General features: G+C 64.4%; 17 protein-coding genes and 2 pseudogenes. 17 read left to right on the top strand and 2 right to left on the bottom strand.

The features are described from left to right. The first annotated feature begins 6 nt into the window (after window positions 1–6). The 9 genes from CKO25_RS04295 (at window position 7) to CKO25_RS21910 (ending at window position 11,434) form a co-directional block, all read left to right on the top strand. On the top strand, window positions 7–345 hold the full coding sequence (locus CKO25_RS04295; RefSeq protein ID WP_200386706.1) for a JAB domain-containing protein: 339 nt from the start codon (window positions 7–9) through the stop codon (window positions 343–345). Next, window positions 342–3,806, top strand: coding sequence for a helicase-related protein (locus CKO25_RS04290; protein WP_200386705.1), 3,465 nt, complete (start codon window positions 342–344; stop codon window positions 3,804–3,806). The genes CKO25_RS04295 and CKO25_RS04290 overlap by 4 nt, the downstream gene beginning before the upstream one ends. After that, entirely contained in the window at window positions 3,803–4,972 is a 1,170-nt protein-coding gene (locus CKO25_RS04285) for a PDDEXK nuclease domain-containing protein (RefSeq protein WP_200386704.1), read from the top strand. The genes CKO25_RS04290 and CKO25_RS04285 overlap by 4 nt, the downstream gene beginning before the upstream one ends. After that, window positions 4,969–5,685, top strand: coding sequence for a DUF1156 domain-containing protein (locus CKO25_RS21915; RefSeq protein ID WP_200386703.1), 717 nt, complete (start codon window positions 4,969–4,971; stop codon window positions 5,683–5,685). The genes CKO25_RS04285 and CKO25_RS21915 overlap by 4 nt, the downstream gene beginning before the upstream one ends. Beyond that, window positions 5,592–6,575 (top strand): type II toxin-antitoxin system TacA family antitoxin, encoded by a 984-nt coding sequence (locus tag CKO25_RS04275; protein WP_200386702.1) that lies wholly within the window; start codon window positions 5,592–5,594, stop codon window positions 6,573–6,575. Before CKO25_RS21915 ends, CKO25_RS04275 begins: the two co-directional genes overlap by 94 nt. Then, complete coding sequence (locus tag CKO25_RS04270) at window positions 6,572–7,096, top strand: GNAT family N-acetyltransferase (protein WP_200386701.1); 525 nt, start codon at window positions 6,572–6,574, stop codon at window positions 7,094–7,096. The genes CKO25_RS04275 and CKO25_RS04270 overlap by 4 nt, the downstream gene beginning before the upstream one ends. Window positions 7,097–7,258: 162 nt before the next feature. After that, complete coding sequence (locus CKO25_RS04265; protein WP_200386700.1) at window positions 7,259–8,815, top strand: DUF499 family protein; 1,557 nt, start codon at window positions 7,259–7,261, stop codon at window positions 8,813–8,815. Then, window positions 8,766–10,733 (top strand): McrB family protein, encoded by a 1,968-nt coding sequence (locus CKO25_RS04260; protein WP_200386699.1) that lies wholly within the window; start codon window positions 8,766–8,768, stop codon window positions 10,731–10,733. The genes CKO25_RS04265 and CKO25_RS04260 overlap by 50 nt, the downstream gene beginning before the upstream one ends. After that, window positions 10,730–11,434: a 5-methylcytosine restriction system specificity protein McrC gene (locus tag CKO25_RS21910; protein ID WP_371829697.1), complete on the top strand. Its 705-nt coding sequence runs from the start codon at window positions 10,730–10,732 to the stop codon at window positions 11,432–11,434. Before CKO25_RS04260 ends, CKO25_RS21910 begins: the two co-directional genes overlap by 4 nt. A 274-nt stretch (window positions 11,435–11,708) precedes the next feature. Here the strand turns inward: CKO25_RS21910 and traN are convergent. Continuing rightward, window positions 11,709–12,353, bottom strand: a pseudogene (traN, locus tag CKO25_RS21905) (conjugal transfer protein TraN); the annotation flags it as partial. Window positions 12,354–12,505: 152 nt separating this feature from the next. Beyond that, window positions 12,506–12,838, bottom strand: a pseudogene (locus tag CKO25_RS04245) (TraU family protein); the annotation flags it as partial. Window positions 12,839–13,026: 188 nt separating this feature from the next. Between CKO25_RS04245 and CKO25_RS04240 the strand changes: the two are divergent. The 8 genes from CKO25_RS04240 to CKO25_RS04205 all read left to right on the top strand — a co-directional run bounded on the left by CKO25_RS04240 (window position 13,027) and on the right by CKO25_RS04205 (window position 23,653). After that, complete coding sequence (locus CKO25_RS04240; RefSeq protein ID WP_200386697.1) at window positions 13,027–15,285, top strand: ATP-dependent helicase; 2,259 nt, start codon at window positions 13,027–13,029, stop codon at window positions 15,283–15,285. A gap of 1,147 nt (window positions 15,286–16,432) precedes the next feature. Then, window positions 16,433–16,702 (top strand): type II toxin-antitoxin system Phd/YefM family antitoxin, encoded by a 270-nt coding sequence (locus CKO25_RS04235; RefSeq protein ID WP_200386696.1) that lies wholly within the window; start codon window positions 16,433–16,435, stop codon window positions 16,700–16,702. Continuing rightward, entirely contained in the window at window positions 16,699–16,977 is a 279-nt protein-coding gene (locus tag CKO25_RS04230; RefSeq protein ID WP_200386695.1) for a plasmid stabilization protein, read from the top strand. Before CKO25_RS04235 ends, CKO25_RS04230 begins: the two co-directional genes overlap by 4 nt. Before the next feature lie 282 nt (window positions 16,978–17,259). Beyond that, on the top strand, window positions 17,260–17,463 hold the full coding sequence (locus CKO25_RS04225) for a YtcA family lipoprotein (RefSeq protein ID WP_200386694.1): 204 nt from the start codon (window positions 17,260–17,262) through the stop codon (window positions 17,461–17,463). Between the two features lie 3 nt (window positions 17,464–17,466). Next, window positions 17,467–18,534 carry a multidrug transporter subunit MdtN gene (mdtN, locus tag CKO25_RS04220; protein ID WP_200386693.1) on the top strand — a complete coding sequence of 356 codons (1,068 nt, stop codon included), beginning with the start codon at window positions 17,467–17,469 and terminating at the stop codon, window positions 18,532–18,534. Next, window positions 18,500–20,443, top strand: coding sequence for an FUSC family protein (locus CKO25_RS04215; protein ID WP_200386692.1), 1,944 nt, complete (start codon window positions 18,500–18,502; stop codon window positions 20,441–20,443). The genes mdtN and CKO25_RS04215 overlap by 35 nt, the downstream gene beginning before the upstream one ends. Further along, a complete protein-coding gene (locus CKO25_RS04210; RefSeq protein WP_200386691.1) occupies window positions 20,440–21,972 on the top strand; it encodes a TolC family protein in 1,533 nt (510 codons plus the stop codon). Before CKO25_RS04215 ends, CKO25_RS04210 begins: the two co-directional genes overlap by 4 nt. A 286-nt stretch (window positions 21,973–22,258) precedes the next feature. Beyond that, entirely contained in the window at window positions 22,259–23,653 is a 1,395-nt protein-coding gene (locus tag CKO25_RS04205) for a cytochrome c (protein WP_200386690.1), read from the top strand. Window positions 23,654–23,704 lie beyond the last annotated feature (51 nt).

Here is a 23,704-nt window from a genome sequence, read left to right as displayed (position 1 = left end):
GAGGGCATGTCCTACCTGGAAGGTCACCGTCAGCGACTGCGAGACCGCTTCAATGGGAGCGTTCTCAGCGCGTTCGAGGATCATGAGGTTCTCGAGCTGCTGTTGACCTATGCCGTCCCGCGCAAGGATGTGAAGCCCATTGCGCGCGCCTTGCTGGATCGGTTCGGAGCGCTCTCCAACGTACTCGATACCCCGGCGGCGGAACTGGCCAAAATCGACGGAATCGGCGATTCCGCAGCCACGCTGCTCAACCTGATGCCGGCGCTCACGCGGCGCTACCTGCGAGTTCGCTGGGGGCACAAGCCGCAACTCAGCACGCGCGAGGACCTGGGTGGCTCGGCATGAGCGTGGCGATCGAAAAAGACATGGTGCTGAAAGGACCGCTGTGGCCCGAGCCGGTTCGCGTACTCAGTGTCGAGCACTTCGGCGCCATGCTCCAGATCGACGCCGTCGGCACCCGCACGCGCCAGTTCTATCCGGGCATCATCGTTACGGCAGAGCAGGCGCAGCGGCTGACGATCGTCTCCAGCGCCAAGGGCATGGACTTCTCCGGGGACCCCGAGGCCTTCCATCTTGCCATCGAGGCCCTGCGCATCCGCCTCGCCTACGAGTACGACCCGCACTTCGCGGTCAACGCCTCGGCCATCACCCCGCTGCCGCATCAGCTCGATGCGGTCTATCGCTACATACTCAAGTCGCCGCTGGTGCGTCTTCTGCTCGCCGACGACCCTGGTGCCGGCAAGACCATCATGGCCGGGCTGCTGCTCAAAGAGCTGCGCTTCCGCGGACTGGCGGACCGCGTGCTGATCGTCGTACCGCCGCTAGTCTCCCGCCAATGGCAGGAAGAGCTCATCGAGAAGTTCTCCGAGGAGTTCACCATCGTCGACAACGGCGTGCTCAAGGCTAATGTCGGCCGCAACCCCTGGACCGAGAACGACCGCTGCATCACCTCGGTCTACTGGGCCGCGCGCGACAATGTGCTCGAGACGCTCAAGGAGGCGAACTGGGACCTGGTCATCGCCGACGAGGCCCACAAGATGGCCGCCTACAGCCATGGCGTGCGCGCGAAGCAGACCCGCAAGACTCGGCTCTATCGGCTCGGCGAAGAGCTCTCCGTTCGCACTAAGCATCTGCTGTTGCTGACCGCCACGCCGCACAAGGGCGATCCCGAGAACTTCCGTCTCCTGCTCGAATTGCTCGACAAGGATCTGTTTGCCGATCGGCACATCCTCGAGGAGGCCATGTCCTCGGCGGACAACCCGATCATCCTGCGCCGGCTCAAGGAGGAGATGTGCCGATTGGACGGGTCGCCGCTGTTTCCTCAGCGCACCGTCAAGACCGTCACCTTTGATCTCAGCCGTGCGGAGCGCGCCCTCTACGACGCGGTCACGGAGTACGTCACCGAGCATTTCAATAAGGCGATGCTCGAGGAGAAGCGCAACGTCGGCTTCGCCATGACCATTCTGCAGCGGCGCCTGACATCGAGCCTCGCCGCCATCACCGCGTCGCTCAGCCGTCGTCACGAGCGTCTCCAGGAACTGCTCGAGCAGGTGCGTGCGCTCGCCGCCACGAAGGCCAGGGCGACACTGCGCGGCGGCAACGGAGATGCTGCCATCGATGATCTGCTCGGCGGCGCCGAGGTGGATGATCTCGACGACCTCTCCGAGACCGAGCGCTGGGACGTCGAGGATTCGCTGGTCGAACGTCTCACCAACGCCGAGTCCATCGGTGAGTTGGAGGCCGAGGTTCACGCACTGGAGCGGCTCTTGCGTCAGGCGTGCGCGGCGCTGGGCAGTGGCATCGAGGCCAAACTGATCCAGCTCACGGACGCCATCCTGCGCGACGAGGGCCTGGCCGCGCGGGGCGAGAAGCTGCTGATCTTCACCGAGGCCAAGGACACGCTCACATTTCTCGTGGAGCAGCTCCGCGCCCAGGGTTTCATCGTCGCCGTCATCGAGGGTTCGCTCTCCATGGATCAGCGGCGCCAACAGCAGGAGCTGTTCCGGGGTGAGGCGCAGATCATGGTGGCGACCGAGGCCGGTGGCGAGTCCATCAACCTCCAGTTCTGCAACCAGATGGTTAACTACGACATCCCGTGGAATCCCAACCGGCTCGAACAGCGCATGGGTCGTATCCACCGTATCGGCCAGCAGAACGAGGTCTTCATCTTCAACCTCGTCGCGACCGATACCCGCGAGGGTGCCGTACTGGCCGCGCTGCTGCGCAAGATGGAAGAGATGCGCAAGGGGCTCGGTTCCGACCGCGTCTTCGATCTGGTGGGCGAACTGCTCGAAGACCACGAGATCTCGCTCTCGGAGCTGATCATCGATTGCATCACCAACCGTCGGCGCCTCGCCGACGCGGTGACCAGCATCGAGCAGGCCGTCAGCCCCGATCACCAACACTCGCTGATGGCCGCCCGTGAGGAGGGGCTCGCACGCCGCTTCGTGAATCTACCCGAGCTGCGCATCGACGCCACGCGCTCAGCGGGCCAGGCCTTGCTGCCGTCACACCTGGAGCTGTTTTTCACCAGAACCCTGGAGCGCCATCGCGGCCGTTGGGAACGGCGGGCCGACGGCAAGCTGCGGGTCGAGCGGGTGCCGGTGAATCTCCGTCACGAGCAGGAGATCGACTTCCGACGCCGTCATGGCACCGTGAACCGAGCCTATCTCTCCCTCACCTTCGACAAGGCCGAGGTCGGCGAAGACGGCCGCACCGAGCTGCTCGGTCCCGGGCACCCACTGTTCGAGTCGATCCTTAAGGCCGCCGAGACCGGCTTCACGGATTCCCTGGCGCGCGGCGCCGTGTTCTTCGACGTCGACGCGCGTGGGCCGGAGCGACTCTGGTTCTTCCGCGGTGTGGTCGGCGATGGCACTGGACGCGTGCTCTCCCAGCGGCTCTTCGCCGTCCGCGAGGACGCCACATCTGTCGAGTCACCAGGCGCCGGCGAATGCGCCGACGCCGCGTTCACGCCCGTGCACCCGATCCGGCTCCACGACCTCCATCCCCGTTCCGACGGGCCTGTGCCGCCCGCCATGACGGACTTCGACCTGCGCAAGCACGCCGCGACGCGTTACTGTCTAGAGCACCTGGTGTCGCGCTTCGTCGACGAGGTCCCGAGCGGGCGCCTGAAGGAGCTGAGCCTCAAGGAACGCTATTTGGAGCGATCCTTTCGCGTCGTCATCAGCCGGCATGCCGACCGTCTCCTCGACTTCGAGGCCAAGTCCGTCCAAGGACAGGACATGAGCCTGGCCATCGGTCGCGAGCAGCGGCTGATGCAGGAGGCGAAGCGTCGCCAGGAAGAGCGGCTCGCGGAGATTCGGCTGGAGCTGCAGCTGGTGCCCCGAGTCCCTGAGTTCCTCGGTGTGGTCAGGGTGCTGCCACCCGATGACAACGCGAACGTGGACCGCGCGAGCCCACCGACAGCCGCCAGCGATGCGCTGCTCGCGCAGGTGCGCGAGGTCGAGGTCGCGCAAGGGCGCGTCCTCGACGACATCCGCGATCAGGGGCTCGGTCTCGATGCCATCGCGCGGGATGCCGACGGTCAGGATGCCCGCTTCGTCCTCGCCCGCGAGCTCGACGCCGACGCGCGGCTGTGGCTGCGTGCAAGCACCTGGGCCCTGGCGCAACACCTGGATGATCGGGTCGCACTGTACGCGGCTCGAGACGGCCAGCTCCTGACGCTGACCGCGCGGGACGCAACGCTTGCGGCCAAGGTCGATGAGTTGAATCGAAGGGTCTCCATCGATCTCGGTGGACTCGATGTCCGGCGCCCGAGCACAACGCCGAACCGGGGTGAGACATGAGCAACGCCGATCTCAACGCACTCGTCTCCCTGTTCGCGCAGACCCACCGCGCGTTGCAACAGCGTGCCGCGCGCACCGTGGACAGGGTCCTGGTCGTGCGCAATTGGTTGTTCGGCTACTACCTCGTCGAGTACGAGGGCGCGGGTGCCTCGCGCGCGGACCTCTACGGTAAAGCACTCATCGCCGAGGTATCGGCGGCGCTCACCTCGCGGGGCATCAAGGGTCTGTCCCCGACGAACCTGCGCAAATGTCGAGCCTTCTACGAGACCTACAAGGACGCCGGTGACCCCCGGTTCGCTCGGGACGACTCTCCGCCGTCGCCGCGGATTCAACAGGCAGCGCCCGTTGAATCTTCGCCGGCGGAGACCTTCGTCACTGCCCTGAGGCCTGCCGGCAATCTCGCCGACGCCACCTTCGAACCGCTGGTGGAAGCGATGATGGAGACGCTGGGCGGGCGCTTCTCCCTGGGCTGGACCCATTACGTCACCCTGTTGACGGTCACCAACCCGGAGGCCCGGCGCTTCTACGAGATCGAAGCCACCTCGAACGGTTGGGGAACCCGCGAGCTCGAACGACAGATCGCCAGCTCCCTCTACGAGCGGCTCGCGCTTAGCCGCGACAAAGAAGAGATCCGCAAACTGGCCGAACAGGGCTTGGTGGTCGCGCAGGCCGCCGACATCATCAAGAATCCCTATGTCCTGGAGTTTCTCGACCTCCAGGAGCACAGCGCGTATAGCGAGCGCGAGCTCGAGACGGCCATTATCGGCAAGCTCGAACAGTTCCTGCTGGAGCTTGGCAAGGGCTTCCTGTTCGAGGCGCGGCAGAAGCGCTTCACCTTCGACAACGATCACTTCTATGTCGACCTGGTGTTCTACAACCGCCTGCTGCGCTGTTACGTCCTGCTCGACCTCAAGCTCGACAAGCTGACCCATCAGGATCTCGGGCAGATGCAGATGTACGTCAACTACTTCGACCGTCACGTCAAGACGGCCGAAGAGGCCCCGACCATCGGCATCCTGCTCTGCCGTCGCAAGAGCGACGCCCTGGTCGAGCTCACCCTACCCGAGGATGCCAACATTCACGCGTCCGAATACCAGCTCTACCTGCCCTCGAAAGAGGAACTACAGAAAAAACTCATGGCCTGGACCAGGGAGTTGGAAGCATGACCGATCGGCGCCTCATTGAGGACAGCCTTCCTCTGGCGGAGATCAGCGTACAGAGCGCGAGGGAGAAATACATCCGCAAGGGGCATATCAGTACGCTCCATCTCTGGTGGGCGCGGCGCCCGCTTGCCGCATGTCGCGCAGCGGTCTATGCGGCACTGGTTGATGCTCCCGTGGACGACGAAGAGCGGCAGCGCCACCACGAACTGCTGAAGAAGATCGTCGATTGGGACCTGCTCGATCCCTCGCACCCGGACCATGGGCTCCTCAAGGTGGCGCAGGCAAACATCGCTCGATCACACGCCGCGCGCGTCGCACGAAGACACGGCTCCCACGACGGCGCTGATCGCCCCCGGGTGCTGGATCCCTTCTCCGGCGGTGGAGCCATCCCCCTTGAGGCGCAGCGTCTCGGTTGCGAGACCTACGCAAATGACCTCAATCCGGTTGCCCACGTGATTGAGCTGGGATCCATCTATACCCTCAACGTTTCGCGGAAGATGTCATTCGTCCGAGAAGCAGCGATCAGCTGCAGAACCTCGACGCGCCCGCGGAACCTCGACTCGCGGTTGAAGTCCAGCGTTGGGCCGAGTGGGTACAAGGGCGCGTCGATTCCGAGGTCGGCTTGCTCTACCCGTCCAGCGCGAAAGACCGCGAGATTCTCGGTTACTTTTGGGTGCGGCAGGTGCATTGTTCGAATCCGGCCTGTCGCGTCCTGATTCCAGTGGTCAATCAGACATGGCTTGCGAACAAGTCGAGCCGCCGTATCGCCTACCGAATCAAGCCAAACGCGCAACGGACGGGCATCGAATATTCGCTCCACTACGACGACGAGATCGACTTCGACCCCAAAGAGGCGACCTACGGGAACAACAAGCTCCTCTGTCCGTGCTGTGGCGAGGTGACGCCTGGCAAGTACATGCGAGTTGAGGGGATGGCCGGCCGCATCGAGCAGGAACTCGTGCTTGCCTGCGAGGTGTCCAGCCAGCAACAGGGACGGTTCTATCGGCTGGCGAATGACACTGACCGAAACGCGTGGCGCAGGGCTGTCGAGATGGCCGCATCGGTGATACCGATTGAGGGCGACGTCTCGCCCGACCGTCCATCGGGCAATGCGCGAGGGTTGAGTGCCGTCACGCGCTACGGCATGTTGAAGTTTGCGGATTTCTTCAATGCACGACAGACCGTGACGCTGGACGCGTTCGCGCGGACCATTCGAGCGACGAGGGAAGAGATCGCGAAGTCCGGGGAGTCAGTCGAGGCGCTGCGGGGATTGACGAACCACGACATTGCTGTACGCTTTCAAGCAGTACATTTTGGAGGGCGCACCATGCCGCAGACAGCATCGGAGACCAATCGACGGGTGTCTCTGCGAATTCCGCCGGAAGACAAGGCCCTGCTGATGCGAGCGGCGGCCTTGGAACAGACCAACCTGACCGAGTTCATGGTGCGCGCTTCGCTTGAGGCAGCGCGGGGCACGATCCATCGGGCCGAGCGCCTTGCGCTCAGTGAGCGCGACAGTCTTGCGGTGCTCGACCTGCTGGAAAACCCTCCTGCGCCCAATGCCAGGCTGGTGGCAGCCGCCGGTGGGCTTCCAGACCATCAGTGACCACACTGGTCTGGCATGAGGAGGCGATCGGTCGGCAGCATGATCGATCCGCCTTCGATTGCGGTGACCCGGCGCTGAACCTGTTCTTGCAGCGCCACGCGCGGCAGAGCCACGAGCGCGGTGGCGCCAAGACCTTTCTCGCGATCGAGGATGTCAGTGGCGGGATTCTCGGTTTCTACAGCCTTTCGCCGGCGTCCGTCGAATACGCGCGCACACCGGAGACCCTGCGCAGGGGGCTCGCGCGCCATGAAGTGCCGGCCTTTCGTCTGGGGCGCCTTGCGGTGCATCGCTCGATGCAGGGTCAGGGCCTTGGTGGTCGATTGTTGATGGCGGCGGGACGGCGTTGCCTGCGTGTCGCCGCCGAGGTCGGTGGGGTCGCGCTGCTGATCGATGCCAAGAACGCCAAGGTCGCATCATGGTACGCGGGCTTTGGCGCGGTTCCGCTCTTCGATGAGCCGCTCGCGCTCGTTCTGCCGCTGCGGACGATCGCGGCGGCGCTGGCCGCAGCGGAGAATGGGTGAACAGAGGAAAGCAATGGCCAATACGACCCCTTGGCGGCAAGTTGTCACGCCGCACGACAACATCCAGCAGGGTAGAGTGAAGCAGAACGACTTTGCTGCAAGCCTGGCGGATGTGCTGCACCAGAGCGGTAACCCGGATTACTACGACTCCTGGCGCTGGTGGTGGCGGATCTGCTCAAGAAGAACCACAAGGGCGGGCTCATCCAGGCCAGCGACATCGATCTGACGAATGAGGAGATCCGCTCTGAGCTCTTGGAGCTCGTGGACCGCGAGTTCCGCTCGGCGCTTGAAGCGGACATCATCGGTAAGGACGCCAACGCGGCCGGTCTGGACCGGCAAAGCCCTCAGATGACCGAGTGGCGCATCGCCACCGGGCTCGCAACAACCGCGTTTCTCTATACCTGCGAGGCAGGCAACGGGTCTCGTGGCGCCACGCTCGCGGAGCTGCACCTGACGGCTGCCCGGCCCGAGATCGACTTCGGGACCATCCCCGGTGTGATCCTGCAGATAAAGGAACGTTTCCACTTCATCAACACCGAGGGGGAGCGCTTCCGCTTCTCGACCACCCCGAACCTGAATCGGATTCTGCTCGACGCCAAAAACGGCGTGGACGACCAGCAGGTCCGCGAGCGCCTGGAGGCGGAGATTCGCAAGCTGCTCTCGCAGGCACCGCTGTCGCCCTACATCTGGCCGGAAGGCCCCGGGGACATCGCCGACAGCGCAAGCAACAAGGTGGTGGTGATGCCGCCGGAGCGGACCTTCACGGCCACTAACCAGGGTGACTCGCAGCAGGCGGTGTTGGACATCCTGACCAAGAGCGGCACGACGCACCGGACCCGCCGCAACACGCTGGTCTTCCTCGTTGCCGAGGAGGCCGAGGTCTCGATGTTGAAAGAGGGTATTCGCGGTTTGCTGGCCGCCGAGAGTGTCGACACCAATCGGGAGCGCCACAACCTGTCGAAGACCCAGGTGACCCAGCTGCAAGCGGAGAAGGGCACGGCGGCCAAGGGTGTGCGCCAACAGATTCTGCGGGCCTATCGGCATGCCGCGTGGGGAGGCAGCAACGGCGAGCCCCTGAAGGCGCTCGACATGGGGCAGCCGCCTGCATCGACAGACCAGAATCTGACGGACCTGGTGGTCGCCTTCCTCAAGGAAAAGCAGAAATATCTGGAGCAGATCGCCTCGATCCTGCTGGTCCATCCGACCAAGTTCAAGGTCTGGCCGGATGAGGAGCCGGTGCTCAGTCTGAAGGCGCTGCCGGGCTACTTCCGCAATTTCACGCATCTGCCGATTCTTCGGGATGACGATGTGCTGAAGCAGTCGATTGTCGATGGGGTACGCGCCGGCCACTTTGCGCTGTGCGAGGGGGCGTGCGCCGGCGATGCGAAGGTGATGCACTTCAAGGCCGCGCTGAGTCCCGAGGGGGTCATGCTCGAAGAGGGCTACCTGCTGGTACGTCCGGACCTGGCCGAGCAGAAGCTCGAGGCGGAGAAGACGAAGGCGGCCGGAGGCACGTCCGTGGGGACGGTAACGCCGACCCCGACGCCCGGCATTGGCCAACCAACGCCAGACTCGACAAGCACGACTGTGGTGCCGGGCACAGGGACGCCACCCGTTGGCGGTACCACGGTGACACCTCCCGGTGGGACGGAAACAGAGGCGCAACGAGATGCTGGACACGGTCGAGGCGCTTCGGGCATTCCATGGCCAAGCCGTTGAGGATATCGATCCCAGTGCCTTTCAAGCTGTGGTCGAGAGCGCCGCGCCGCGCTGGCATTCGAGTGCCTGGCTGCACAAGTACCTGCATCTCAACTTCCCGGACCTGGTGACCTGGAATGCCACGCAGGCATGGTCGGAGGCCGAGCTCTACTCTGTTGGCGTCGTGCCGACAGGAGCCGGTCTGTACGCTCAGGACGTCCAGATCATCCGTTTTTGGAACAGCCTGTCGGCGCTTGGAGAGCTGCCGGTTCAGATGCGCTACCGCGTCGGAAAGGGCCTAGCGCCACGCGATCACTGGTGCCTCGGTCTCGCGGGAGAGGTGTCCGCGTGGAAGGAGATGCTCGCGCATGAGTATCTCGCGTTGGGTCCAACGAAGGTGGGAAGCCTGGCCGAGGCGATCACGCTTACGAAGAAACGGGATATTCGGACCGCGGTAGAAACAGCGTTCACGGACGCTGGTCTGCGTCCCGAATCGCAGGAGGCGCACAACCTCACGGAGCTGGTTTATCGACTCAAAGAGGGTAGTCTCGTCGCGCTGTTCTCGGATGCTTCGACGGTTGAAGCCGTCGGCGAGGTGACCGGTGGCTACCGCTTCGCCCGCGGTGGGGACCGGCCCCATCGGGTGCCTGTTCGCTGGTACCACAACCGTAGCTTCGAGACCTCCGTGCATGTCGATGTCGGACGGAACCTGATGATCCTGGAGCCAACGCATGCGGCGGTTGCCGATGTCGAGGCATCTCTGCTGATCAATGGAATCGGCCCCTGGCCCGGGTTCGGGACCAGTGGGCAGGATGGCTCGAATCTTCCATCGAGGCATTCGCTGGCTGTCGGCAGCGGGACTACCGGCTCCGACGCCGAACCCTTTGCTCCACTGGAGGGTATCGCCCGCCACGTGGTAGACATGCTCGAACGCAAGCGCCAGGTCATCCTCTATGGCCCGCCAGGCACCGGGAAGACCTACCATGCGGAGCGCATCGCGCTGGAGATCGTCGCCAGGGAGAACTTCTATTGTTTGCCTTCCCAGCTCTCCGACCGGCAGCGTGATGCCGTGTATGGCCGCGATGGCGCGGACCGCTTCATCGCGACCTGCACCTTTCACCCCGTGTACTCCTACGAGGATTTCATCGAGGGCTACAGGCCGGATGGCGAAGGCTTTGCACTGGATGACGGCATCTTCAAACAGATGGTGACCAAGGCCCAGGCGCAGCCCAGGAAGCGCTTCGTGCTCATCATTGATGAGATCAACCGAGGCAACATCCCGAAGATCTTCGGCGAGCTGATCACCTTGATCGAGGCATCGAAGCGGGGTACGACCAGCTCCATGCTGCCGTTGTCGAAGAAACCGTTTTCCGTTCCGGACAATCTGCTTGTCATCGGCACGATGAACACGGCGGATCGGTCCATCCTGTTGCTCGATACGGCCCTTCGGCGCCGCTTCGGCTTCAAAGAGCTGCTGCCGGAGCCGCACCTGCTCCGAACCGGCTTCATCGCTGACACCACATTGAGTACCTGGCTGCGGGCGTTGAATCGGCGCATTGTCGAACAGCTGGGGCGCGACGGCCGCAACCTGCAGGTTGGGCATGCCTATCTGATGCCCGGTGGCAAACCGGCCGCGACCATCAGCCGCATCGGCGAGATCGTGCGTGATGAGCTGTGGCCGCTGTTGCAGGAATATTGCTACGAGGACCCGAACAAGCTCGCGAACATCCTGGCTGCCGATAAGGGCGGCATCTATGACCGACAGAGCGCCAACCTGCGCTTCGATCTGTTCGATGCCGGGCGGGAAGATGCACTGGCTCAAGCCCTGATTGCCATCGTGACGCCGGACGACAAGAAACAGGACGCCATCCTTGGGGAGGACGTGCAGGACGACGAGGATGCGGAGGAGCCGTTGACAGACGAGTCGGGGACTGCATGACGCCAACCCCGTCGGTGCAGATCGGCGAGTGGAGCAGGATCACCCCAGATAGCCCGGTCGTCGGTTCGGTGCTGCGTGGCGCTTTGCTGTCGGCCGCGGACCGCGAGCTGCTCGCTGAGCTAGAGGGGCGGGTGAGCCTGCGCATCACCGAGCTTCGAACCGGCCTCGCCATTTCGGTGGGACCGCATATCGGTACCGTGAGCCTCAGTTGTCTCCGGCTCGTGGTGATGCCAAAGATCCGCATCGACAACCTGATGCGGATGGTCGCCTACGCGTTCGAGCTGTCGGATTTGGTGGTGACCGAGACGAGGAGCACCTACACAACGGCCGAGCACGGGCTCATTGATCTACTCGGCCTATCCTTGCTGCGTTCGGTCGAGCGCATTGCGCGCGGCGGGCTGTTGCCCGACTACCAGTCGCGTTGCGAGGACCTGGCGACACCACGTGGGCGCCTGGATATGCGCCATATCTCGACGCATCCGAGACAGGCCACCTTGCGGTGCCGTTACGATGACCTGACGGTTGATCATGCGCTGAACCAGGCCGTCGCCGCGGGTCTGCGGCTCGCGGCTGCCATGATGCAGTCTGTCGACCTGCGTCTCGATCCATGGCGCGGGCGACGCCCTCGTCCTCGCGGCGATCGATCTCCTCACGGTCCAGGCAGCCAGCGTAGTTCAGCAGCAGACCGCCCGTGGTGGTGATCCAGTCCCAGTCGTGATCGTAGTTCTGCCAGGGGTTCGGTACGGTCCGGGGCGATGTCGGCGCCTTGCCGCTTTCCGACAGGCTGTCCGCCTGATCCTTGGGTAACCTCCGCTTGGTCTTGTCCACGACGTAGAACTCGCCGGTCAGGTCCTCGACGGTGAGGGTGTCCAGGGTCGGGAAGTGCCCGGTCTCATAGAGGATCGCCAGCCACTCGTCGAGATTCACCCGGGTCCAGTCGACGCGCGCAAAATCCCGGATGTCGATCCCCGAGCACTCCGGTGATTGCGCCTCGCCCCAGTCGCGCCCGAACTGCGGGCGGATCTGTTGGTTCAAGATCCGCGCGAGTGGGGTGTTGAAGCAGCAATCGCTCTCGCGCTTCTCCACGCACCAGGTCAGCACCTCCTGCTTGCAGTAGGCATCGATCTTGCCGAGTGCGAAGATCAGACTGACGTAATCCGCCAGCGACACGCCTTGGGGTCGCGTGCAGCAGTTGACGATCCCCCCGACCGCACGTTGGCACCGATGGGCGCTGCCCGAGAACACCCGACAGCTCCCGCCCGGCGTGCACTGCATGTCCGAGACCGCCATCTGCACGGTCTGCAACGCGCCGACCGCCTTGGCGAAGCCCGCCGACTGCTCCTCGGGAAATTCCGCGCAGTCGGTGCCCAGGCAGCGCACTGGACCGGCACAGTCCAGCGTGCGGTTGTGCTCCAGGAACGGGATGGTGCGCGCGGTGCCGCAGTCCCAGGTCGCCTCGTACAGAAAACAGATCCCGCGGTTGTCGACGGCTCCCTCGATACATTCGGACGTGATGAAGCCGCAGGCGGGATCCTCTTCCAAGGCGATGCAGTCGGAGGGTTGATCGCCATCGTTGTAGGGACACTGCAGCTGTCCCTGCGGATCGGTCCAGCACGACATCGGCCCTTGGTTGACCTCCTCGGGCTCGGGCTGCGCCGGGTGCTCCTTGAAGCCTCGAAGGTGTCGAGCACGTCGTCGGTCTGCGCCCACAGCGGATCGATGCGCATGTCGGGACGGGAGCGCTCGACCGAGCCGCGCAGGGTGCGGTAGGCCTCACCGACCGCGGGGATGCTGCGCCACTCCCACCAAGTGAACGGGCTTTCGCCGATCACGTGGGCGCGCTGCGTCTCGGGCAGGGGATAGAACATCGAGAGCTTGTACTGACTCTTCGGGAGGAAGGGCGCGATCGGGGAGCCGCACAGCGCGTCGTTGCCCATGGTGCGACGCGCGAGACCACGGCGATGCAGGGCCGCCAGTGACCGGACCGAGGCCAGACTGGTTTCGCGCGCACGCGAGCCGACGGTCGGCCCGCGCCCGGTAAAGGGATAAAGGTTGCCCCAGGTCCCGGCACACCAGAAAAACGCATCGATCGGGGTGCCGGTCGACCGGCGTGGTGGCGATGGTAGTAAGCGCTCGAAAACGCGGGTTTACTCGCAGTTGTCCATGCGTCCAACCCTGCAGCGCATCGCGCAAGTCATCCAGGCGCCGGGAGATCCGCGGACGCGTTGCTCACAATCCCTGTGGCCATTGATCCTTGCTCCGAACGCCTGCATCGACAATCGACGACGACACTATGCGCTACACCGACGAACAACTTCAGGCCATCGAGCACACGGGAGGTCATTCGCTCACCTTTGCGGTCGCGGGCTCGGGCAAGACGCAGATGCTACTCGGGCGGGTGCGCTTCCTTCTGGAGCAGGGGGTCCCGCCCGAACGCGTCCGCGTGCTGGCCTTCAACAAGGCCGCCGCACTCGAGCTCAAAGAGCGCCTCGCATGTGCCTTGCCGGCATCATTGCAGGCGCCGAAGGTTTCGACCTTCCACAGTCTCGGGCTGAAACTGATTGCGCTGTTCGAGCGCCATGAGCTCGTTGCGCGCCTGCGTTTGGAGGAGAACGAGGCTGTCGAGAAGACGCTTGCGCGGGAGGCGGCTTTGGCAGCGATCAAAGAGGGACACTCCGACGACTACCCGAGCCATGATGATCTGGATGCCTTCCACGCCTTTATCGGCCTGGTGAAGTCGGACATCCGCACGCCGCGGGACGCGTTCAAGGCATTCGGAATTCCGGGCCACTACGGCTATTTCGTCCGCGCCTTCGATCGCTTCGAGACGGCCCGCAAGCAGGCCGGCCTGCGCTTCTTCGCGGACCTGCTGTGCGAGCCTGCGACGCTCATGTTGACGAATCCCCGCGCCCTTGCGCTGGTCACCAACAAACTCGATGTGGTGATCGTGGACGAGTTTCAGGATGTCAGTCGCATCCAGGTCGAACTGCTCACCCGGTTGATCGGGACGCGCGCGACCTTGAACGCCGTCGGCGACGACTCCCAATGCATCTACGCCTGGCGTGGATCCCGTCCGGAATTCATGGGCGAGGACTTCGATCGCTTTTTCCCAGATGCGACCCGCTATACCTTGACCAGGACCTTTCGCTTCGGGCATCGGGTCTCGCTCGCCGCCGCCATGCTGATCGAGAACAACCGCAATCGGATGGCGACCCTCTGCGTCTCGGCGCCGTCCACGCCGCAGACCGCCATCGACGTGGTTCGAGCCAGCGCATCAGGCGATCAGGCCGCGGTCGTCGGCGTGATCGAAGGCTGGCGTCGTGACGGTCGCAGTCTCCGCGACTGTGCCGTCCTCGCACGACTCTGGGCGCAGACCTTGGGTCTCGAGCTGGAGTTCATGGATCGGGGTATTCCCTACTTCAAGCCAAAGGGGGACGTGTTCACCAATCGCGATGTCGTCGGTCTTCTCGGCTGGTTGCGCCTTGCCGATGGTTCGCTCTTCGCGGACACGCGCGCGCCCGAGATCATCCGCGCAATGCTGGCGACGCCTACGCTTTGGCTCCCCGCGAAGACCATCGGTGATCTCGCCGACGCGATCGCCCGCCACCCAGCCGGCGCGCGCAGTCGTCTGTTCGACTTGGCGGCGAAGATCCGGAAGCCTTACCAGGCTGCGAAGATTCGCGATCGCGCCGACCTCTGGAGCGAGGCCCCGAGCTGGAGCGCTCTGCCTGCGGCCGAGGCACTGCGGCGGTATGCATCCCGGACGGATCTGATCGAGTCCTTCGCGCGTTCCGCGAGCAGGGACGTGGCGTCCGAGAAGGAGATCGCCTACCAGACCCTCCTCGGCTGGGCGACGCGCAGCCGAACCCTGATCGGGGATTTTCTCAAGCGCTTGGATCGGTTGCGGCTGTCTCGCCAATGCTACGAGGCCGGCGGTGAAGTCGTTCTGCTGTCCACGATTCACCAAGCGAAGGGGTTAGAGTGGCCGCTGGTCATCGTCACCGGACTCGAGGACGATCAGTTCCCGGCCAACCGATCCGACTCGGAGGAGGAGCGACGGCTGGCTTACGTGGCGTTCACCCGCGCCAAGGAGCAACTGCAGCTCGTCATCCCGCCGGATGAGCGCTTCGATGCGGCATGGGAGGGTCGCGAGTCGCGAGGACCTGGGCTGTCACGCACGCCGGCCAGTCGGTTTGTCTTCGAAGCGCGACTCGGGACCGCGGTGTCCGTCGGGGGTGCCGTGTCCAAACGCCTGTTCGGAGCCGAGCCCGAGGCCAAGCTCCCCGATGCACCGCCTGAAGCGACCGGTCTGTTGAACCGCTATCTGGAGGCGGTCGGTATCCCCGAACGCTACGCCGTGCCGAAGCCGCCATCCGCGAGCTCGCACGCGGATGGCACGCAGCGGTGGGCGGTGGGCGATCGGATCCGCCATCGGGTCTTCGGCGAGGGTCGGATCGTCGGCTTGCGTGACAAGGATGTCCTCGACATCGACTTCGCCGGACATCGCCGTTCGATCAAAGTCGGCATCGTCCCGCTGGAGCGGATCCGATGAGGGACCCTTTCGGTCGACCGAAAAACGAATGTGGCCGGCGTTGGTCCTCGGGAGCCGGGTTTGCCCCTCCGGGAGCGGCGATGCCTCGTGGTTCAGTGCGCTATCGAGGATCCCGCCGCTCACCGGATCGTCGCTCGATCCCGTCATACGAGAGCGACGGGTAAGCGTAACGGCGTCGGTCGTGGGTGCCGCACCCCGGATCAGTGCTGTCGGAGCCAGGCGTCAAGGCCAAGAGAGCCGCGAGGTCATTGAGGGGTTGCTGCGTCGAGGAATGGTGCGACTCGCGATCTGCATACAGACGGCGCGGGCTGGCGCGCCTATGCTGCCGGCGCGCACCATCAGCGACGTCACGCTACGGCGCGTAGCCAGCTGTCGCCGGAACCCCAGATTGCGCTGAAAATGCCCCTGGTGATCGATGTGAAAAACCGCAAACGCGATCTCGACACCTTGGCGGAGTATCGGTTGACAGTGGGCCGATTGGTTCCACAAGAAGGCGTCTGGCCAAGACCTGAGCTACAAAGGCCTTTCATGGCCTTTTGCGAGGGGTCCTATGCGGCAACGCGGGCGCTCGTGAGTGGGGCTCGGGCGCAGCAAGCGAAGCGCGGACGCTGATGCTGGAATGGATTCATCGCAAGGCCATAAGACCCTCATGACGCCGATCAAGACTCTCGAACGGCTATTCACGACCGGCACCTGTGCGGCCGGCGACGCGTCTCTGGCGCGACTGCTCAAGGGGCTGACCCACTTGAGCATGGCTGGACCGCAAGGACGGCCATCAACTCCTGCTCGATCTGCCCGCCAGGCCGACCATCGCTGGCTGCTGACCGAATATCAACATCCCGATGTGCGATCGAGTTGGGGCTGATCCGGGAATGGGAATCGGTGGGCCGCCGAGCTGGATGGGTTGGTTAGGTTGCGTCCAGGCCGAGGAGCGGTCCCTGGATCCGAGAGGTCTTGGGGGAAAGGGATCGGCCATAACTGGTCACCTAGCGCCCGAAAGGCGGTGACTCTTCTTCTTGGTACGGCAGAAACGGACAAGAAGCGGGTGCTGACCGGGCCGGCGTTGCGAACCCCGAGTCTGAGGGCAAGGTTGACTGGTCCCTTATCCTGTGCTCGACTCAGTGCCCATATCAGTACGGAGCCAAACGTGAATAGCATTCCAGCTCAAGACATCAAGCGCCGTGGGATCTCCGCCGTTGACGAGGCGCTCCGCGAGGGCCCGGTCCATATCATCAAGAACAACCGACCGAGCTATGTCGTGCTCAGTGAAGCGGCCTATGCCGAGCTGTTGGAGTCCTCCAGTGACGCAGCGAGAGAACGCCTACGTGAGTCTTTGGCAGATCTGGACGCCGGCCGAACCAACCGCTACGGGGACGCCGATACGTTGCTGCAGGCTCTCGACGGCGACGTGCCGTGAGCTTTGTGCTGGTCACAACCCGGCTATTCGAACGTCGCGCACGCAAGTTTCTTCGCAAGCATCCCGATCTGCGCCCCGCTTTGCGGGAGACCCTGGATGACCTCAGCCGAGATCCCTTCCAATCGAAGCTCAAGCTGCATCCACTCTCCGGTAATCTAGCCGGAGTGCAGGCGGTCAGCCTGACCTATTCGTACCGACTGACCTTGCTACTAAGAGTGACCGAGCAGGAGGTTGTCCTGCTCGACATCGGCACCCACGACGAGGTCTATCGTTGAGGATCTCCGCCAAGGACGCTGCTCCCAGCGCGATAGCACACGTTGAATCAATGGCCGTTTCGTGTTGAGATAATGAGCTTGATCGTCGGTGTCCGAGTGAGCGGAGTGATCTGAAACAACGAGGCAGATCAGTCCCCAAGGGTACAGAGGATTCTATCCAGATCGCTGCCTCCGAGACCGCAAGTTCTCAGATCGTCTTCTCGAAACCCAACGGAACCGTCTTGGCGTCGATCGATCTGATGAAGTCGGCACGTAGACGTCAGCCCAGGCATCGCAGACACCATGAGCCCAGCACTGCCATTCTTTGGCGCCTATTTTCCCTCCTGGCTGATCTTTGCCACGATTGGCATCCTGGGATCGGTGCTGGTGCGGGTTGTCCTCATTCATTTTGGGCTTGACGAGGGCATCCCGTTTCGCACACTGGTCTATATCGCGCTTGCCTGCCTGATCGCCTTTACCCTTGCGGCCACCGCAATCGGGCCCTAACGCATGGCCTCATCTGCCTATGCGCACCGACACACTCTGATCGGAATCATCATTGCGCTGGTGATCCTCATCGGTGCGGTGGTTTCGGGTTGGTGGTTCGTGCATCGCGCCGCGAACAACCCCATGTCCGAGGATGCCGTGCTGACGGCGAACGTGGTGAACGTCGCTACGACCATCGCGGGACGGGTCGTGACCATTGCGGTGGCCGACAATCAGCGTGTTGACAAGGGTGATCTGCTCTTTGCGCTGGACCCCGAGCCCTACGAGCTCGCCGTGGCGCAGGTCACGGCGGACCTGCGACTGGCCGAGGCGACCCGCGATGCCCAGCGTCGGACGATCTCGGCCGAGCAGTCGAACGCGGCGGTGGCGGCCGAGCAGGTGCAGCGTGCTCGCACCAACCTCGCGCTCGCCGAGGCGACGCTGGCCCGACTCCTGCCCTTGGCCCCCAAGGGCTATGTCACCGCGCAGCAGGTCGACGATGCCCGCACCGCGCGGGATGATGCGCAATCGAGCCTTGATCAGGCGCAGCGTCAGGCCGATGCCGCCAACGCGCTGGTGACCACGCTCGACGCCTCGGATGCCCTGGTTGCCGCCCGCCGCGCCGCACTCGCCATCGCCGAGCGTGATCTGGCGGCGACCGTGGTCCGGGCGCCTCATGATGGGCTGGTGGTTGGCCTGACCGTCTCGACTGGGGAGATCGTCGCGCCCGGTCAGTCACTCTTCACCCTGATCGACACCGAACACTGGTATGCCTCGGCCACCTTTCCCGAGACTCAGCTCTCCCAGATCGCGATTGGTGACTGCGCGACCATCTATGTGCTGGCCGATCGCTCGCGTCCGGTCACCGGACGGGTCGAAAGCATCGGCTGGGGGGTTCTCTCCGAGGATCTGGTGAACCTGCCCCGCGGCATGCCTTATGTTCCGAAGTCGCTCAACTGGGTGCGGATCATCCAGCGTTTCCCGGTGCGCATTGAACTCATCGATCCTCCCGCGTCGTTGATGCGATTGGGCGCGTCGGCCGTTGCGGTGATCCGCCATGGCGAAAACTGTGACAACCGCGCATCCGAGTGACCCGGTCGCCGCGCCGCCCTCGCAGTGGCGGCAGGTGCTCGAGGATCTGCAACCCTTCCCCGGGCGGGTCGGCATGACCTGGCGGGTAGCCTTGCTCTGTGCCCTCGTGACCGGCGCCGCCATGTTGTACGAGATCCCCGAGGCGGCGATCAGTTGTTACCTGGTCATTTTCCTGATGAAGCCTGACGCGGTGGTGAACATCGGCACTGGGATCGGTTTTCTGCTGCTGCTGCCTGGACTGGTTGCCTTTCTCGTCTGGATCGTGAACCTGACCAGCGGCTCGACCATGCACATCATGGCGGCGATCGTCATTACCTCCTGTGTGCTGCTGTACCTTGGCGCGGCGACGCAACTGGGCGAGCAGGGCAGTGTGGCGGCACTGATCATCGCCTTCGTGCTGACCTTGATCGTTCAGGCGCCGTTCGGTGACGCGGCGACCTTCGCCTTGCGCGAGGCTTGGGCCATGGCCGCGCTGCCGATGATCCTGATGGTTGGCTTCAATCTCGTGCTCGGCTTTTCGCCCGTGGGGCTGTTGCGTGACAAGCTGCGCGCGCGGCTTGACGCTGCCGCGGATGCGCTGGAGACGGGGGATTCGCAGGCGTTGCGCGATCTGCTGCGCGAAGGCAACGCGCTCTTCGAACCGCAAGCACTGGCAGCGCGGCTGCTGTGGTTGGTGCCGCGCGCGGCCGCACAACAAATCGCCGCCGATGTCCGGGCCGGGTTTGCGCTCATGCTCGCGGTGTCGGCACTCCCCGCGGAGCTCGACCCGGCGCGGCGCGGCGCGCTGGCGAACCAGATCCGCGCGGTCCACGCCGCGCTCGGCAAAGGTGAGGCCCCGCCTCCGCCTCCCACCGCGACTCGGGGTCTGCCGGCGGATGCCAGTCCGGCCGAGCGCACGGCCTGGGATGCGCTCGATGTGCTCGCCGGAGCGCCCGAGCCCGCAGTCGTGCCCGCGCCGGCAACGCCCTTCGTCGCCCCGGATGCGCTGAGCAATCCCGCCTATATCCACTTTGCGCTCAAGACCACGGCCGCGGCGGTGATCTGCTTTTTGACCTATACGGCGATCGACTGGCAAGGCATCCATACGGCCATGATCACCTGCTATGTAGCCGCACTTGGCACCACCGGCGAGACCGTGCACAAGCTCGCGTTGCGCATCACCGGCTGCCTGATCGGGGCGGCGATCGGGGTTGCGGCGATCTTCTGGGTGATTCCCCATATCGACGGGATTGGCGCGCTGATGGCCCTGGTGTTCTGCGGCTGTCTCGTTGGTGCCTGGGTCTCGACTGGCCCCGAGCGCATCGCCTATGCTGGCGTGCAGGTGGCCCTAGCATTTCTGCTAACGGTGCTGCAGGGCTTTGGGCCGAGTGTTAGCCTGGACACGGCACAGGGGCGCATCGTGGGTATCCTGCTCGGTAATCTCGTGATGTATCTCATCTTTACGCGCATCTGGCCGATGCCGGTCGCGGGCGAGGCCCGGACACACTTCGCCCGCGCCCTCTCGGAGCTGGCTCGCATGGCCCGGCTTGCCCCGGACAGGCGAGCGAATGCCGTGGGCAGTGCCGCCTTGGTTGAGTCGCTCGCCGGCAAGAGTGAGGAGGTGCTGCGCTTGTTGCCCTTCGAACCCCGCGAGCTTCGGCCGACACCGGCGCGCGAGGCGGCGCTCGAAGGCGCGGTGAGCGAGATCGAGGCGCTGAATCGGGCCATCTGGTTGAGCCCCGATGCGGACCTCGAGCCCACCGCCGAGCGGCTCGAACGTCTCGCCGAACGGTTTGCCGAACCGATCGCAGCAGCCGGTCTCCAGCATGTCGATGGTGTCTTGGAGCCCGCGCCGGCGCGGACCGGTCCAGCGCCGATCGACGATCCCTTCATTGGCCAACTCAACCGACTCCAGGGAGCTGCGGGATGAGGGTTCATCATTCCTTGCCCAGTTGCGTTGGGGCCGCCGTCCTGGCACTGGCGGTCGCTGGCTGCGCCTCCAATGCGGAGAATATGACCTCCGCCTCGCCCGACCAGCCCTGGACGCCACGGGGCGACGAGCAGACCCTCTTGTGGAGTCTTGCGCGTGAGGAGCAGCCCGCGGCCACGGGGGGCGTGGCGGATTTTCGCATCCCAGCCGACTCGGCACGGGCGCGGCTCACCACGGCCGAGGGGATGGATCCAGCCCGCGTCTATAACCTGCCCGAGCTCATCGATCTCGCCCAACGGGTGAATCCGGCGACACACACTGCCTGGCAGCAGGCGCGGCAGGCGGCTCTGGCCGTCGGGATGGTGGAGGCGACCTATCTGCCTGTTCTCTCCGCCAGCGTGATCGGAGGCTATCAGGAACTGGTCACCCCGTTTCCGACCTTGCTGGACGAAAGCTTCAGTTTCGAGACCACCGAAAGGGGGTCGGCGCAAATTCTTGCGCTGCAGTGGCTGCTATTTGATTTCGGCCAGCGCGAGGCCCTCGCGGCGGCGGCCAAGCACTCGGCCATTGCCGCGAACATCCTCTTCAATGGCACCCATCAACGGCTGATCTTCGAGGTGTCACAGGCCTATTACATCTATGGTGCCGCAATCCAGCGTCGCGGCTTCGCCGAAACGGCATTGCAGAATGCCGTAGCGGTTCAGTCCGCGGTGGAGGCGCGCGCGGCCCAGGGGCTCGCCACCAGTGTGGAAACGGCGCAGGCGCGCCAGGCGGTGGCGCAGGCCGAGCTGCGTCGCGTCCAAGCGGAAGGGGAGGAGCGCGATGCGTATCAGAACTTGCTCGCCGCCGTGGGGGTGAATACGGACTTGCAGGTTGACGCGGTGAGTGCCGCGCGCCGGCCACTTCCGGCGCCGGCGACCGCATCGCTCGACGCCTCGATCCAACAGGCGCTGTCGCAGCGGCCCGATGTCGCGGCCAGCTACGCGGCGATGCAAGCAAGCAAGGCCGGTGTCAAGGCCGCGCAGGCGAACTATCTCCCCAAGATCTATGCTGGTGGCAACCTCTCGACGGGCACCGGAAACTTCGATGTGAATGGCCTCCCGACGATCGGCCAGCAAGGCTCGGGCACCGGGCTGTTGGTCGGGGTGAGCGTTCCGCTGTACGACGCCGGTCTCCGGGCGGCCCAGGTGCGGCAGGCCGAATCCCAGGCCGAGATGGCTGTCGATGCGTTTCGACAGGTGCAGACCGCCGCGGTGACTGAAATCGTTGCGGCCCGCAATGCGCTGCGCACCGCGCTCGAATCGCACCACGCGGCCACGGCGCTCGTCGCGGCCGCCGCGACCACCTACGATGCCGCCTTCGCCGCTTACCGCAATGGCGTCGGTACGGTCGATGCCGTGACAGCGGCCGACACCCTGTTGCTCGATGCACGCCAGGCGCAGGCAGAGGCGCATGCGGCGGCGCTGATCGGCGCGGTGAATCTCGCCTTTGCCGTCGGCTCCCTGACCTCGCGCGAGCCGCTACCCTGAGGGGCGGACGCTGGGTGCATTCGCAGCCCGCGGCCTCCGAACCCGGTCCAACACCCGTTGCATGAATCAGTCGTCTGCGCGTCGCGCGGGTGATCCGCCTCGGGTGTCATGGGGTCGCAGTGGTCCGGTTACTGCGGCGGGTAGCCTGCTGACGCCAGAGAGGCACGCCCTCCAGGGCTGGCACGGAGCCGCCCCAATGGCGAGATCACCCGCGGATGATCGGTATGATTTCGACGTCTGGTCTGTGTAAACTGAGGTTCAGTTCATCCATAACGAGCGACACCGCATGCGCATGCCCTCACCATCCGTGATCTTCGCACTCCTCGCCGCCGGCGCGGTTGGCCTCGGATTCCTCGCCCGTGATCGCGCTCCTGCAACCGAATTGGCGACGCTCGCCCCGGCGAACGCGCCGGAAGTGAGCGCCGCGGCTCCTGCAACCGCAGCTTTGTCTTCGCCGTCGGCTGAATTGGAACGCCCGGCGGCTCCCGACCTCACCCTGGAGGAGCAAGTGAAGGCAGGCGCCTATCTGGCGGCAGCCGGCGACTGCTCGGCCTGTCACACGCGACCGGACGGCAGGCCGTTTGAGGGTGGGCTCCCCATCGAAACGCCGTTCGGCACCATCTACACGCCCAATATCACACCGTCTGAACAATACGGGATCGGCAGCTTCAGCGACCATGATTTCTTGCGGGCGCTGCAGCATGGACTTTCGCCGAAGGGGACACCCTACTATCCCGCATTCCCCTATACGTCCTACACCTTGGTCACGGACGAGGATCTGCTGGCCATCAAGGCCTATCTGATGTCTCTGGAGCCATCGAGCTATCAGCCACCGAAAACCGAATTACACTGGCCGTTCTCGATGCGCCCCCTGCTGTTCGGTTGGCAGGAACTCTACTTCAAGGCCGGACGTTTCCAAGCGGACCCGAATCGCAGTGAGGATTGGAACCGAGGCGCCTATCTGGTCGAAGGTTTGGGCCACTGCGGGGAGTGCCATACCCCCCGCAACCTCGCGGGGGCCACCGAATCGTCGAAGGCCATGACCGGCGCCGTCATCGATGGTTGGTATGCGCCCAATCTGACGGAGGACCTGGATTCCGGACTCGGGAACTGGAGCCTCGATGAACTCGCGGAATTTCTCAGTACGGGGATTGCCCGGACAGCCCAGGTTGATGCGAGTGACGACAGTGAAGCCCCGCCCGTGACCGAGGCACTCGGCCCGATGGCGGAGGTGGTCCACAACAGCCTAGCCAAACTGACTGCAGCGGACATCCGTGCGATGGCGGTTTATCTCAAGGACTTGCCCGCCAAGGCCGCGCCGACCCACCGGCCGCGGGTGCCACCGCAATTGAGTCAGGCTGATTTCGAGAGCGGCCGGGATCTCTACATGACCCACTGTCAAGCCTGTCATCAGGATCACGGGCAAGGCCTCGCACCTTATTTCCCGGCGCTGCGCGGCAATCCTGTCGTGACCATCGCAGAGTCCAATGATGTTATCAAGACCATTCTGCTCGGTGCGCCGGCTGATCCGTCCGAAGCCTTTTCGCCGTATGTGGTGATGCCCCCCTTCGCGGCGACCCTGACAGATGACCAAATCGCGACCGTGGCGAGCTACATTCGCGCGGCCTGGGGCAATGAGGCCGCGGCGGTGAGCAGCGCCGACGTCGCGGCGTTGCGTTGACGGTCATCACCTGAGTGGAACGCGCCTGGAGCCATGGCTTCAGGTGCCTAG

Origin of the sequence: Thiocapsa imhoffii (assembly GCF_016583985.1) — a bacterium.
GTDB classification, from domain to species: domain Bacteria; phylum Pseudomonadota; class Gammaproteobacteria; order Chromatiales; family Chromatiaceae; genus Thiocapsa; species Thiocapsa imhoffii.
The sequence above is the reverse complement of the archived record's forward strand: the minus strand, read 5'-3'. Positions and strand labels throughout refer to the sequence as shown.

Bases quoted from the DNA above. Each gene is read 5' to 3' on its own strand.
- CKO25_RS21910 (WP_371829697.1), top strand. From the start codon at position 10,730: ATGACGCCAACCCCGTCGGTGCAGATCGGCGAGTGGAGCAGGATCACC.
- mdtN (WP_200386693.1), top strand. From the start codon at position 17,467: ATGGCCTCATCTGCCTATGCGCACCGACACACTCTGATCGGAATCATC.
- CKO25_RS04215 (WP_200386692.1), top strand. From the start codon at position 18,500: ATGGCGAAAACTGTGACAACCGCGCATCCGAGTGACCCGGTCGCCGCG.
- CKO25_RS04240 (WP_200386697.1), top strand. From the start codon at position 13,027: ATGCGCTACACCGACGAACAACTTCAGGCCATCGAGCACACGGGAGGT.
- CKO25_RS04210 (WP_200386691.1), top strand. From the start codon at position 20,440: ATGAGGGTTCATCATTCCTTGCCCAGTTGCGTTGGGGCCGCCGTCCTG.
- CKO25_RS04260 (WP_200386699.1), top strand. From the start codon at position 8,766: ATGCTGGACACGGTCGAGGCGCTTCGGGCATTCCATGGCCAAGCCGTT.
- CKO25_RS04290 (WP_200386705.1), top strand. From the start codon at position 342: ATGAGCGTGGCGATCGAAAAAGACATGGTGCTGAAAGGACCGCTGTGG.
- CKO25_RS04285 (WP_200386704.1), top strand. From the start codon at position 3,803: ATGAGCAACGCCGATCTCAACGCACTCGTCTCCCTGTTCGCGCAGACC.
- CKO25_RS04205 (WP_200386690.1), top strand. From the start codon at position 22,259: ATGCGCATGCCCTCACCATCCGTGATCTTCGCACTCCTCGCCGCCGGC.
- CKO25_RS04295 (WP_200386706.1), top strand. From the start codon at position 7: ATGTCCTACCTGGAAGGTCACCGTCAGCGACTGCGAGACCGCTTCAAT.
- CKO25_RS21915 (WP_200386703.1), top strand. From the start codon at position 4,969: ATGACCGATCGGCGCCTCATTGAGGACAGCCTTCCTCTGGCGGAGATC.
- CKO25_RS04225 (WP_200386694.1), top strand. From the start codon at position 17,260: ATGAGCCCAGCACTGCCATTCTTTGGCGCCTATTTTCCCTCCTGGCTG.